Source organism: candidate division KSB1 bacterium (assembly GCA_034506335.1).
GTDB lineage: Bacteria > Zhuqueibacterota > Zhuqueibacteria > JANLFK01 > Oleimicrobiaceae > Oleimicrobium.
The window spans coordinates 14,510-27,695 of record JAPDPR010000009.1; the positions used below are offsets into that span (position 1 = coordinate 14,510).

Genomic DNA, 13,186 nt, shown 5'->3' on the forward strand with positions numbered 1-13,186 from the left:
AGATGACCACTATCGTGGACGTATTCGCACGGGAAATTCTTGATTCTCGTGGCAACCCAACTGTGGAAGTAGATGTTACCCTGGAATGTGGTGCTGTGGGCCGAGCAGCGGTTCCGTCGGGCGCTTCCACGGGTGAGCTTGAGGCGATTGAACTGCGTGATGGCGACCCCGCGCGCTTCAAGGGGAAAGGCGTCACCAAGGCCGTTTCCAACGTCAACGACACCATAGCCGAGCACATCATCGGCGAAGATGCCACTCAGCAGGCAGTGATTGACCGGATGCTCATTGATTTGGACGGCACCGAGAACAAGTCCAAGCTGGGAGCAAATGCCATCCTTGGCGTGTCGTTAGCCGTGTGCAAGGCAGCAGCGGCAGCGTATGAGTTACCGCTCTATCAGTACATCGGGGGGGTGAACGCACGCACGCTGCCTGTTCCCATGATGAACGTGATCAATGGCGGAAAGCACGCCGACAATAACGTGGACTTGCAGGAATTCATGATCGTGCCGGCTGGTGCGCCGAGTTTCGCAGAGGCCTATCGGATGGGCGCGGAGATCTACCATGCACTGAAAGACGTTTTGAAGAAGAAGAAGCTGAACACTGCCGTGGGGGACGAGGGTGGCTTCGCACCCAATCTGCGCTCCAACGAGGAAGCGCTGCAGGTTATCATGGAAGCCATCGAGAAAGCCGGGTACAAGGCAGGCGAGCAGGTGTTCATCGCCCTAGACCCCGCTGCCACCAGCTTCTATGATCCAGGAAAGAAGGCATACGTCCTTGCTTCCGAGAATCGCACTCTGACTGCCGAGCAGATGGTGGACTACTATGAGGGGCTGGTAAAGAGCTATCCTATCTACTCGATCGAGGACGGCATGGCCGAGGAAGACTGGGATGGCTGGAAACTGATGACCGAGCGTCTGGGGGGCAAGATTCAGTTGGTAGGCGACGATCTCTTCGTGACCAATGTGAAGCGCTTGCGCATGGGTATCGAGCGCGGGGTGTGCAACTCGATTCTCATCAAGCTCAATCAGATTGGCACCCTGACCGAGACCTTGGACACAGTGGAGATGGCTAAACGGGCCGGCTACACCGCGGTGGTGTCCCATCGGAGTGGCGAGACAGAGGATACCACGATCGCCGATGTCGTGGTGGCCACCAACGTAGGCCAGATCAAAACCGGAAGCCCTTGCCGCACCGATCGCGTGTGCAAGTACAATCAACTGTTGCGCATCGAGGAGAGCCTGGGTGAGGCGGCGCAGTTTGCCGGCTTGAGCGTCGTGCGAAACCGATAGAGGAAAAGGGGGCCGTTGGTCGGCCCCCACGGGCTTCGACCATGGCGGGGAGGAAGCTCATTGTGAACAGATCGCGGCGCTTTGCGCGAGGCCGAAGTCATTTAGGGCTGCGCAAGCTCTTCCTTGCTCTCATACCTATCTTGCTCTCCTTGCTTTACCTCAGCGGGAGCGCCGGGTTTATTAACCACTACCGCTTGGCGCAGAGGAGACGGCAGCTGGAGGAGAAGGCCCAGACTCTCGAGGCACGCAAGGCTGCCCTGCAGCAAGAGATCGACCGGCTGAGGGGGGACCCCGCCTATCAAGAAAAAGTGGCGCGTGAACTGTACGGCCTTTGTCGCGCGGATGAGGTGGTCTTCATGATGAAGCTGGAGGAGGAGACCACTGAACGGGCGAAGAAGTGAGTGAAGGGATGCCTGCAGGTACTCGGCCCCCGGGCCCGGCGCGGTGGCAGTCATGGCGCAAGGTGCTGCGCACGAATGCCATCACCGGATTGGTGGTCATTGTTCCCTTAGTGCTCAGTCTGTTTGTGCTCTATCGCCTTTTTGTTGCCATTGACGGGCTCTTCAAAGGAGTGGTGGGGGTTTTTCTCGCCCAGCGCATCGGGTTGACTTTCCATGGACGTCCCATCCCGGGGCTGGGTCTTGTTGCCCTGGTGCTGCTGATCTTCCTCACCGGCTTGGTGGCGCGCAACATTGTGGGGCGGCGACTTATCGCTGCCGGGGAGGAATTCCTGGGGCGGGTACCCCTCCTGAATTGGGTCTACAAAACATTCCAGCAAATCCTCCAGGCCTTCGTCTCCGACAAACGAGAGGTCTTTAGCAAAGTCGTCCTTGTGGAGTACCCTCGAAAGGGCCTCTACTCTTTAGGGTTTATCACTCAGGACACCAAAGGCCCGATCCAGGATAGATTAGAGTCTGACGTGTACAGCGTGTTCCTTCCGACCACGCCAAATCCCACCTCCGGACTCCTTCTGTTCGTGCCCAAGGAAGAGGCGAAAGAGGTAGACATGTCAGTGGAGGAGGCGCTCAAATTGGTTGTCTCAGGGGGCACTATTGTCCCGCCTGCGGGGGAGGGTAGAGCGAGAGGGCGGAGGGCTGAGCGCCTGCGCAACCGAGCACCGCGCGCCTCAGAGGGTGGGCAGAGACTACCCCGCCACCTCAGAAGGCGCTTGGACGACCATGCATCCTGATGCGGCGAGAACGGTACATGCTCATCCTGCACGCTGCGGGCGTGACGCTGCTTGTTGCCCATTGTGTGCAGGCGCAGCCGCGCGAGGTCATACCCCAACTCGGGGGCATGCGCACGCCGAGTTCCGTTTTGTTTCGTCAGGATCTGAACGCCTATGCCTGGATCTATGACTTGGGCGCCCAGGCGCGGACAGGGCGCCTCCACTTCGGGGCGCGGGAGCGCTTCCAGTCCTCGATGCTACGTCTGGGGCCCGGCGGGGACAAGTGGAAGGACGACCAGCACTTGGAGGCCTTTGCCCGCTGGCACCTTTCGCCGCATCTGTTGCTCTCGGTTCGCGTACTATCGTCTGCGCTTTCGGATCGCCAATCAGGGTATCGCAACGACGTGCGCACCGAGCTGGTGGAAAGCTCGGCACGCGCAAACCTGAGCCAGCGGGCGTGGGCTGAAGCCTCGTTCGGGGGCAAACGCGACCTGCTTTTTGGCCATGATGACCGCGGCCTCTGCTACGGGAGCCGGTTGGGAATCGAGCGGGCCGTGCTCGCAGGGTATGAGAACACCCTGCAATTCGAATATGGGGGCGATCGTTTCCCGGTACGGAAGAACCAGGACCTGGCCTTGACATACGGCGTGCACCGTGAATTCGTGCCAGGCACCTCCGATTCACTACGGGTGTCTTTCTCAACCAGGCGGCGGGATAACTACTTTTCGGCGGCAGGAGAGGTGGAGACATACCAGGAACGGCCGGCCGCCATAGAAAACCATCTGTCCTACCGCCTCATGGAGGGCATGGATTTGGATCTGGAAAATGCGGCCCGCTACCGTGAGGTGGAAGTCGCGCTCCGCGATGGAGACAAGCTCAGGGACCACCGCCGCCGACAGGATCAGGAGTTTGAACACTGGCTCCGGTTATCCTTTACCAGAGGCGGGCTGGGTTGGCGCACGCGTCTGGGCTACTGGGCCCAGGACCAGCGGTATGACATGCCGGCGACGCAGGCGCCCTCCCCCTTTTCGCCCCGTGCCGCATTCGTGACACCGGCCAACTATTCCTCGCGCCTGAGCCTGGTCAATGAAGTGGGCTTCCGCATGGGCGCAGCCGACTCCCTCGCGAGTCGTTTGTCAATGAGTCTGCTCCGTTACGACACGCCGGATACGAACAACTTTGACGACCGGGACGAATTGCGGATCGCTGCTTCTCTGCTTGTGGAGCATCTGTTCTCTGCGGGGCTGAAACTTCAGGTGATGGCCAGCGTAAACCTCTATCACATCGTCTACCTCTTTGCGGAGCGCAGCGCCGATAACAACTGGAACAGGGTGTTCCGCTTCACCACTCGGGGATTCTATCTGCCCTCACCCCGGATCCTCTTCTACCAGTCGTTCGAGGTGCTCGCCAACTACGTAGCTTATGACTATGAGCAGGTATTTGAGGAGACACGCAGTTTTGTCTTTCGCAAGTTTGTGGCTGACGACTCGCTGTCCTGGCAAGCAAGCGAGCGTTCGCGCATCTATGGGGAATCACGCCTGCTTGTGGAGGAGAATGGACGTCTTTATTGGGACGAGTGGGCAGAACGGCCGCTCATGTCGCGCACCAGCCTCTGGGTGCGGTTGGCGTGGAAGTACCGCCTGACGAGCACGATGGAGATTGCGCCAGGTTTTCTCTATTATCGGCGGCAGGGATGGCGGCATTCGCTCGATAGCCAGGGCAAGTGGCGGCAGGAGGAATACGAACACCACTGGAGTCGTGGCCCAGTGCTGAGTCTTACCTATGGCGGCCCCTCTGGGGTGCGATTTGAGATGCGAGCAGCCCGCCGTAGAGTGAACTCTACGGGTCAGGCCCCCCAGACCCTGAACAGCGTAGACCTGGGCCTCACCTGGTTGTTTTGAACACTACGAGAGATGGGCGTGAGCGAGAGGCCCTACAAGACTTACACTGTCACTGTCCCCAGCGATCCCAGTCGCCTGGGGCAGGTCGAGCGACTTGCTGGGCGGGTGGCTCGCGAGTTAGCCTTTAGCGAAGACGAGGCCGACAGCCTGGCCATCGCCGTGACAGAGGCCGTGAACAACGCCATGCACCACGGCAACAAACTGGACAAGAGAAAAAAGGTACGCGTCTACTTCGAACTCTTCGCCAACCGGACGGTAGTGCACGTGATTGACGAGGGTCAGGGGTTTGATCCGGGCAAGCTGCAAGACCCTTTGCGGCCAGAGAACGTGCTCAAGGAGAGCGGCCGGGGCATCTTTATCCTCCGTGCCTTAATGGATGACGTCAGATTCTGCTTTTCTCATGCAGGCACTGAGGTTATCTTGGTCAAGCGGAGGAGGGACCAGTAAAGGTGTTTTTGGATGACGCGCTGAGACCGTGACTCCGATGATGGAGGGCAGAGAAGGCAATACATAGCCGTGAAGCACACCGCACAATTGGGAGGGTAGACATCGTGTGGAAGAAAGGCGCCGTAGATGGGATCCCCAGGTGGACCAGGGTGCTGATGCTGGTGACTCTGTTCGGCTTGGTCTGGGTAGCTCAGCCTGGGGAAAGCCGCGCCCAATTCGAGGTGGGGTCATTACATCCCCCGGAGTATTTTGGCGAGGGCAGAATAGTGTCGGGCGCGCCCGCGGTGCGCTACAACCGCGTGGAGGGTCTGTTTTTCGGCGCCCGCATCACGGCACGGCCGGTGCCCATTTCTGGTCTTAGTTTTCCAGTGTGTGCCGGATACGGATTTCACAACAAAAGGTGGCGCTACTCGCTGGGCGTACACCAGGGGCTCTTTCGTGGCGAGCAGCTGACGCTCGGTGCGGTCTTTTTTGACGAGACCGCTTCCAACGACGGCTGGCGGCTGCGCCAGGTGGAAAACAGCCTGGCCGCGCTGCTGCTGAAAGAGGACTTTATGGACTACTTTGGCCGCACGGGGTGGCAGATATTCCTGGATGAACGCCTGGAAGGCCGCCATACCGCCAGGGTGGTATATGCCTCCTACAGGTACCAGGACATGGGGGCAGACGAGGGGTTAGCTGGTGCGCTGTTTGGCGGCAAGAAACAGTTCAGGGCCAATCCCCACATCGTGGAGGGGCACGAGCAAAGTGTGCGGTTGATCATCGAATTGGACTGGAGGGACAGCTCACTGCTGCCGTTTGAGGGGACCCTGGTGCAGGCCATCTACGAAAAAACCTGGCAGGATTTTACCTCCGACGGTCTCTTTGTTACGGTGACGCACTTTCGTCCCACCTTCGCTGAACAGCGGTTCGTGGTGCGCGCCATGGTGGGTGCCCGCGCGAGAAGCTTGGCGCCACAGCACCTGCTGGCCCTGGGCGGGGTTGGGTCGTTGCGCGGGTTTCGCCAAAACTCGCAGACCGGTCAAAACCTGGTGCTCCTTAACGCAGCGTACTACTTCGGCGGCGATATCTTGCGCGTGTTTTCCCCAGGTCGGCGAGGTGGCCACGACCGAGTTTCCCTCGGTTTGTTCTGCGATGCCGGTTCTGCTTGGGCGGTAGAGCGGGTGAAGAAGAGCCTGTTTAGCGAACTTGACGGCTACCATGTATTGGCCGATGCGGGCGTCTCGGTGCTGGTAGGCGACGGTGTTGGGCGGGTGGATTTTGCCAAGCAGGTGCACGGTGGTGATGGCTCCTGGCGCATCACGCTGCGTCTGCTGAGCGCGCTGTGAGCGATGGCTGCACTGCGGAAGAGGTATGTGGTGCCGGCATTGGTGTGCGCATGCGCCCTGATTGCTGCGGCGAGCTTTGGGCAGTCTCCCCCGATCGACAGTATGCGCGTGGTCCAGATTGTCGTCAGTGGCAACCACCACACGCGCGACTTTGTCATCTTGCGCGAGATGAAGACGAAGCCGGGCGACATATTGGACCCATATAAACTAGAGCTTGACCGTTTGCGTGTCGAAAGCCTGGGTCTGTTTACTAGAGTCGAAGCCCTCCCCGTCAGGACCGACCAGGGCTTGGTGGTAGTGATACTGGTCAGCGAACGGTGGTACGTCTTTCCGGTTCCCATTCTGGAGCGTCATGAAAAGGATTGGAACAAGTTTTCCTACGGCCTTGGGTTGCGGCACATGAACTTGCGCGGGCGCAATGAGCAAGCCGGCGTGGCCGCCTGGTGGGGCTATAACCCAGGCTATCAAATTGTCTTCACCAGCCCATGGCTGCTGGGAAAAGGTAACACGTTCATCACCTTCGTGGTCTCCCGGCAACGAGTGCGCAACCTTAGTCCTCAGTTTCCGCGGTTTGAGCAGGAAGTGGCGATCTTCGAGTGCATGTTCGGGCAGCGATTCGGTTATCACACCTACCTCGGGGTGTCTGTGGGGCATCGGCAGGTGCGTGTGGCCCCTGCGCGGTCAGGGGCGACCATCAGTGAGGATGGTGTGGACCGTGCCCCGCAAGGGGGGATCTCGCTGTCCTATGACACGAGGGACCTCAAAGAGTACCCTCGCCAGGGGTGGTGGTTAGCTTTCACTGGGCGGAAGGTGGGAATGCCGGGCCTGGTGGTGAACTACTTCTTGTGGGAGGTCGACGCGCGCCGCTACCAGGTCCTCTCCGGCCCACTTTCCCTCGCCTTGCGTGCCAGCGGGTCATCCTCCCACGGGAAAGTGGCTGCGTACGATCGTCTTTACCTCGGGTACAGTCAGCGCATTCGAGGCCACTTCGACCAGGTGGCGGAGGGGGACAGCCGGGTCCTACTGGGTGCGGAGCTGCGTTTCACGATCGTGCCTGTGAGGTATTTGAACCTTGAGCCGGCAACGCAGTTGATACGCGACTATGGTCGGAATCTGAAGTTCGGCATCAATGGGGGCTTGTTCTGCGATGCCGGCAGCGTCTGGTTTCGGGGCTCTCCCCAGCCGCGCACTTGGTGGCGCGGTGTTGGCGCCGGCCTTCACTTCCACCTGCCGTATGGCTATGTGCTGCGGGCCGAATACGCCTTGGATGAAAAGCTGAGCGGCGAGGTGATTCTGGACCTGGATGTAGCCTTCTGATGGCTGACGAGGCTGCCCATGGCGCGAATGCCCCACGCTGAGTTTTACTATGTCAAGCCCACGAACGTGGCAGGGGAGCGCCTGTGGTTGGTAGAGCAAGAGTGGCATCACCTTCAAGTGGTGCAACGGGCGCGACCTGGGCATCGCTTCTTCGCCGTCGATGGGCGGGGACGGTGCTACCATTGCGAACTGGTGGCTGCATCGCCGAGTCGCGGGGAGGCGAAGATTATCGCGTGGAACACGGGCGTGGGCGAACCGCGCGTTTGTTTGACCATCGCCGCTTCCCCGCTGCGAGGTGAGCGCTTTGACCTGTTGGTGGAAAAGTGCACGGAGCTGGGAGTGACCCGATTCGTGCCGATGACCACAGCACGCACGGTGCGCTTTGCGGGCACACGGGTGGATCGCTGGCGCCGGGTGGCCCTTGCCGCCATGAAACAGTGTGGGCGCTCGGTGTGGCCGGAGGTCGCTGACCCGGTCCCTTTCGCCGAGGTTGTGGCACATTTGTCATGCTCCGGGCCGCGGCTCATCGCCCACGAAGCTGCAGGCGCCTTGCCCCTGCTACAGGCGGTCAACCAATGGGAGGCAGGTTCTTTCCCAGAAGCGCTGGTGCTGGTGGGGCCAGAGGGTGGGTTCGCGGATGAGGAGATGAGCACAGCGGTGTCCCAGGGATTTGTACCGGTGAGCCTTGGCCCTCGGAGGCTGCGTTCCGAGACGGCGGCAATCGTGGCGGCAACACTCATAGTCAGTTTGCTGGACACACCGTGACGCCCGTCTGGTGTAGGAGGACCTGGTCGGACTGGAGCGGCGCTCTTTTGGGCCAGAGATTTGCGGAGTGAACATACACGGAGGGACTGTGAAAAAGTCAGCATACGTGTCGTGGATCGTAGAGGGGCTCGGTTTGCTTGCTTTCTTCGTTGCCTTCGGGTTCTTGATCGACGGACTGCAGGAGGGCAACCGCCCAGAGTGGGTGCTGGCTGCACTGGTGATGGGGGCGCTCTTGGGCATAGGGCTGGTCACGTGGTGGCGGGAGCGGCGACGTCGAGGTGCCCAGAGACCGAGTTGACCTATCGGGCCTATTCTCAAGCGGCCCCGGCGTGGGGCAATAGGAGGGCGGCGATGACGCGCGGTCTGTTTCGTCGCAGTGGCGCCACAGCTTTGGTGCTCATTACTTTGGCGTTGTTGGCATGTGAGCACATTCCTACTGAGCCAGAAGTTGTCTCCAAAGAAGAACTTTCGCAAGTTCCATTTGAGCGTCTTTCGGGGAAAATCCTTTTCCGCCGCACACTTCACGACCGTCCCGGCGAGTACTACCTCATGCTGCTGGAGGCGGCAAGTCGTCAGCTGAAAGTTGTGGCCTACTTTGGCTCCTTCGTGCCGGCCAACTTTGCCCTGTCGCACGACGCAAACCGCGCGGTGTTTAGCTATTTTATCTATGCCAGTACATTTTGGGGCTACAACTGGCAACTGTATGTGATGGATCTGGCGACGACCTCGTGGCGTCGGCTCTGCCCGTCTGAATATGACGACAGCTTCCCCGCATGGTCGCCAGACGACAGCCATATCGCCTTTTGGACCAACCGCGATCTGCGTTCCTCAATTTGGCTGGCGGACTTGGCTACCGACTCGGCCTCTCATGTGGTGAACGTGAGTGATTCTATCCACACCAGGGTGGCATGGTTGGGCGACGGAAACGCTTTTGTCTATGTGACCGTGGACACGGCCCATCACGCAGGGCTGTATCGGTTTGACCTGAGGAATCGGGCGAGCACACTCTTGTACTCGCTTGAGGTACCTGTGAGTCAGGCGATCATCAAACACCCCGCACTGTCCCCGGACGAGACTCGGGTGGCGTTCGTGCGAGCACAGGTAAGTGGCATCGATGAGATTTGGGTCTTTGACTTGGCCACCGCTGTGGCGAGCAGGCTGACCACCGGGGTGAGCGATTGGCATCCGGCGTGGTCAGCCGATGGCACGCAGATTCTGTTCGGCCGAGGCGACCACTTGGTGATCATGCGCAGCGACGGCTCGGAGCTGGCGCAAGTTACCTTTGGAAAGCACACCAACGAATACCCCTCTTGGGTCCCTTGATGGCAGAGCCGGCGGCTGCACACGAGCGCGCGGTCGTCGGTACCCCGCACGACGGTCCGAGCTCTCCGTATTTTCCCCTTGCTCGGCCTATGCGATTTTGCTATCTTTGCACCGAGTAGAAGCAGCCACCGAGTAGCTCGCGAGTGGTCGATCCTTAATCTGGAGGTGCAGGATGAACGCCCGCGCGGCATTGGCATGGGCAGTTGTGCTTGTGGCTGGCATTGAGGTCGGTGCAGCAACCGATTTGTCGGAGTCGCAGCGGGCGAAGCTCGACCCTTGCCTGCGCATGGCGCTACAAACCCCAGAACTAGTCGCACGGGGCTCGATTCCCGGTACTAGGCTGGTCAAGACAACGCCTGAACAGTACTTCCGCGTGCTCATTCAAGGGTGCGGGGAATGGGCGGCAATCGCGGCAGCGGGTATCGAGCTTCAGGCGGTGATGGGGAATATCGCCACGGCCACGGTGACTGAGGAGCAGATTCTTCAGCTTGTGGCACTGGATGAAGTTGTGTACGTGCAGGCGCCCAAGGCACGAAGGCTGTGTCTGGATCGCAGTACCCATGAGATGGGCGCAGTCGAGGTACGTAACGCCTCCGGGCTTTCTGGCAAGCACACGCTTATCGGCGTGATTGACACCGGTATCGACTGGCGTCACGCAGATTTTCGCCGCAGCAACGGCACCACCCGCTTGAAGTACGTGCTGGACTTTAGCGACCCCGGCGACGTGAACGGGGACAACAAGTTGGACGGTCCGGACGACTACGGTGGCACGCTTTACACCGAGGCGGAGATCAACGCTGCCCTGCGGGGAGGACCGTCGCTGCGGCACAGGGACGTGGTGGGTCACGGAACCCATGTGGCCGGTTGCGCAGGTGGGAACGGGCGTGCCACCGGTCGCAAGCAGCCTGCAGGGCAGTATGTGGGCGTGGCACCGGAAGCTGACTTTATCATCGTGAAGGGCACGCGGCAGGACGCTGCAGACAAGATTGACGACGACGACCAGGTGAACGCCTTGCACTTTGTCCACACGAGGGCCACGGAACTGGGCCTCCCTTACGTGGTGAACCTCAGCTTGGGTTCCAACTGGGGCGCACACGATGGCACGGATGCCGCAGAGCAGGCGATCGACCAGTTAGTCGGTCCCGGCCGCCCTGGGCGCGCGGTGGTAGTGGCGGCCGGTAATGACGGCCAGGAGAACATTCACGCTAGCGGCTCGCTCAGCACCACCAGAAGCGCTATCACGGTCAAGGTAAAGATTGCACCGTACGACAAGAACAGCGCCACGCAGGATGACTACCTGGTGCTGGACTTTTGGTACTCAGGATTCAGCAGCCAGTCAGTCAAAGTGAAAACGCCCAGCGGGCGCAGCTATGGACCCTTTGCCAGCGGTCGTCTCTTCTATGAGGACAGCAAAGAGGGGTTTATCTATGTGGACAATGCGCATGGCGGGGCGGACCCGCGCAATGGCGACAGAGAGTTGCTAATCCAGATCTACGACCGGACGGCTGGCTGGGAACCAGCCTCCGGCACATGGGAGTTCACCATCAGCGGCACCTCGGGCCGATTCGATGGCTGGATAGCCGCCTCTTCCATGGAAGCAGAATTCGTTGAGCCTGTGGATCCGACGATGAAGGTGAGCATCCCTGGCACGGCGCTCTATGCTATCACCGTCGGCTCTTACATCACCAAACGGACCTGGATTGACCTTGACGGCAACCACCTGACTTCGCCGGGGCTCAGCGGCAAGCAGGATGGCGAGCTGTCTGACTTTTCCAATCCTGGGCCTACCCGCGACGGACGGGTGAAGCCAGAGCTGGCAGCGCCAGGGGAGATGATCGGGGCCGCCTTTTCCGCCGACGCCGACCCTGCAGAACCGACCAGCATGTTCTACACCGGCAGCAACCAGTTTCCCAACGGCTTCGTCCTTGCCGACGGGGTGCACGGCATCGGTCACGGGACCAGCATGGCTGCCCCGCACGTGACCGGAGTGGTGGCCTTGGCACTGGAGCGCGACCCCAATCTTACCAGTGTGCAAATCCGCCAGATGCTGCAAGACTCTGCGCGCAGGGACGCCTTTACTGGCCTCGTGCCAAACGACCGGTGGGGCTATGGGAAGGTCTGGGCGTATGCGGTCACGGCGGCCGCACCTGGTGAGGAACAATTGCCAACGGCCTTCCGCTTGTTCCCTTGTTACCCGAACCCGTTCCGCCACACCGCAGTGATCAGGTATGAGTTTCCCGAGAACCAAACGCCTGACCAGATCACCATCACTTTGTTCGACGCGCGCGGCCGCCAGGTGCGCAGCATCAGAGGCGGCCAGTCCTACGTGGTCTGGGACGGGTGCGACGAGCAGGGCAGAGCACTGGGGAGCGGCGTCTATTTCTTTCGCCTGCGGGCAGGGAAGTTTGTCGCGACAGAGAAGCTCCTGCTTCTGCGATGAGCGAGCCATGGCGTTAATTTAGACCGCCAGCATAGCCGTGGTCAGATTCCGAGGAGGTGAGACCAATGGGGTCTTTGTGGGATGACATTCGCAAGAGCTTGAAAGAGGGCTTGGAGAAGGTTGCGGACTATACGGACGAGTACACCAAGATCGGCCGCCTGAAAGTAGATGTTGCTGCCATCAAGCATAGTATCAACCGCCTCTTCGCGGAACTAGGCGGCAGGGTCTATGAGCTCATCTCACAGGGCGGCGGCGCCGGGATTGCGAGCGATGAGAAAGTGAGCTCTCTTGTGGAGCGGATCAAGACACTGGAGGAGAAGCTCCGCAAGAAGGAGGCGGACATCGAGCACATCAAGCAAATCAAAGAGGAAGAGCGGAAGAAGAAGCAGAGCGCCGCGGAGGAACCGACTCCTCCGCCAGCCGAAGCTGAGGTCGAAAAGCCCAGGCGCAAAGGCAGAGCGTCGACGTCCGGCTCTGCAAAGCCCACCGAGGACGAATCGTCGAGGGTGTAAGGTTCTTTCTGCGGCCTTTTTGTCGGCTCGATCGTATACGCATGGGGGAGCCTCGGTAGGAGGAAGGGGAAACTACGTGTTGATCCCCATTGCACGTGCGTGGGGTGCTTTTTTTGAGGGCAATGGGGTCGTACCTGACGTTGCTTGTTTCGCGTTTTTTTCTTCGCCTTGTCGCTCGGCGTACTGGCGTGGCCGTCCTGCTCATGCAAGCAGAAGCGCCATCATGGTGGCGAGATGCAGGCGAAACTGGCGTCTGTGCTCGGAATAGCGCCATACCTGTTGGCCTGTCGACGCTCATCCAGGGGCGCAGCATCGTCTGAATCATCGCCCTGGGCGAAGTGATGGTGGACGGGCCATCAAGCCGGGTGCCGGAGAACAAGGGGTATGGCTACCCGTTGCGCACGCGTTCTGGGCGAAAAAGACCCGTACGGGTGCGTGCTTCCCGTTCCAGCTCAGGATGGAGCAGGTCCTCCGCCAGGCGCAAGCTCGACCTACCCATGTGGTGGTGGCGTTCCGTTGAGGCGAAGGGGCATACGCGAGCCGTAAGGACTGCCAACGTCTGTTGGCGCACCAAGCACTCGACTACGGTGCCGATCTCCTTCTTGGGCACCACGCCCAGGTGCTGCAAGAACCTGAGGTGTAGCCTGAGAACGTCCTCGCCGATGCTTTACGAAACCTGGCCTTTTGTGCGCTGGG

The 13,186-nt window shown here is 60.2% G+C and carries 13 protein-coding genes; all 13 read left to right on the top strand.

Features of this window, described 5'->3' with window-relative positions; genetic code table 11:
- Nucleotides 1-2 precede the first annotated feature (2 nt).
- The 13 genes from eno to ONB25_04705 all read left to right on the top strand — a co-directional run bounded on the left by eno (nucleotide 3) and on the right by ONB25_04705 (nucleotide 13,133).
- Nucleotides 3-1,289: a phosphopyruvate hydratase gene (gene eno, locus ONB25_04645; GenBank protein MDZ7392179.1), complete on the top strand. Its 1,287-nt coding sequence runs from the start codon at nucleotides 3-5 to the stop codon at nucleotides 1,287-1,289.
- 62 nt (nucleotides 1,290-1,351) lie between these two features.
- Entirely contained in the window at nucleotides 1,352-1,690 is a 339-nt protein-coding gene (locus ONB25_04650) for a septum formation initiator family protein (GenBank protein ID MDZ7392180.1), read from the top strand.
- 8 nt (nucleotides 1,691-1,698) lie between these two features.
- The gene (locus tag ONB25_04655) at nucleotides 1,699-2,478 is read left to right on the top strand and encodes a DUF502 domain-containing protein (GenBank protein ID MDZ7392181.1); all 780 of its coding nucleotides are present in this window, start codon (nucleotides 1,699-1,701) and stop codon (nucleotides 2,476-2,478) included.
- Nucleotides 2,478-4,358 carry a hypothetical protein gene (locus ONB25_04660; GenBank protein MDZ7392182.1) on the top strand — a complete coding sequence of 627 codons (1,881 nt, stop codon included), beginning with the start codon at nucleotides 2,478-2,480 and terminating at the stop codon, nucleotides 4,356-4,358. Before ONB25_04655 ends, ONB25_04660 begins: the two co-directional genes overlap by 1 nt.
- Before the next feature lie 18 nt (nucleotides 4,359-4,376).
- Nucleotides 4,377-4,805 carry an ATP-binding protein gene (locus ONB25_04665; GenBank protein MDZ7392183.1) on the top strand — a complete coding sequence of 143 codons (429 nt, stop codon included), beginning with the start codon at nucleotides 4,377-4,379 and terminating at the stop codon, nucleotides 4,803-4,805.
- Between the two features lie 104 nt (nucleotides 4,806-4,909).
- Nucleotides 4,910-6,133 (top strand): outer membrane protein assembly factor, encoded by a 1,224-nt coding sequence (locus ONB25_04670; GenBank protein MDZ7392184.1) that lies wholly within the window; start codon nucleotides 4,910-4,912, stop codon nucleotides 6,131-6,133.
- A 3-nt stretch (nucleotides 6,134-6,136) separates the two neighbouring features.
- Entirely contained in the window at nucleotides 6,137-7,450 is a 1,314-nt protein-coding gene (locus ONB25_04675; GenBank protein MDZ7392185.1) for a BamA/TamA family outer membrane protein, read from the top strand.
- Between the two features lie 18 nt (nucleotides 7,451-7,468).
- Nucleotides 7,469-8,215, top strand: coding sequence for a 16S rRNA (uracil(1498)-N(3))-methyltransferase (locus tag ONB25_04680; GenBank protein ID MDZ7392186.1), 747 nt, complete (start codon nucleotides 7,469-7,471; stop codon nucleotides 8,213-8,215).
- A gap of 88 nt (nucleotides 8,216-8,303) precedes the next feature.
- Complete coding sequence (locus tag ONB25_04685) at nucleotides 8,304-8,513, top strand: hypothetical protein (GenBank protein MDZ7392187.1); 210 nt, start codon at nucleotides 8,304-8,306, stop codon at nucleotides 8,511-8,513.
- Nucleotides 8,514-8,566: 53 nt separating this feature from the next.
- Nucleotides 8,567-9,538 (top strand): hypothetical protein, encoded by a 972-nt coding sequence (locus ONB25_04690; protein MDZ7392188.1) that lies wholly within the window; start codon nucleotides 8,567-8,569, stop codon nucleotides 9,536-9,538.
- Between the two features lie 172 nt (nucleotides 9,539-9,710).
- On the top strand, nucleotides 9,711-11,978 hold the full coding sequence (locus tag ONB25_04695; GenBank protein ID MDZ7392189.1) for a S8 family serine peptidase: 2,268 nt from the start codon (nucleotides 9,711-9,713) through the stop codon (nucleotides 11,976-11,978).
- A 65-nt stretch (nucleotides 11,979-12,043) separates the two neighbouring features.
- Nucleotides 12,044-12,490 carry a hypothetical protein gene (locus ONB25_04700; protein MDZ7392190.1) on the top strand — a complete coding sequence of 149 codons (447 nt, stop codon included), beginning with the start codon at nucleotides 12,044-12,046 and terminating at the stop codon, nucleotides 12,488-12,490.
- A 562-nt stretch (nucleotides 12,491-13,052) separates the two neighbouring features.
- Complete coding sequence (locus tag ONB25_04705; protein MDZ7392191.1) at nucleotides 13,053-13,133, top strand: CapA family protein; 81 nt, start codon at nucleotides 13,053-13,055, stop codon at nucleotides 13,131-13,133.
- Nucleotides 13,134-13,186 lie beyond the last annotated feature (53 nt).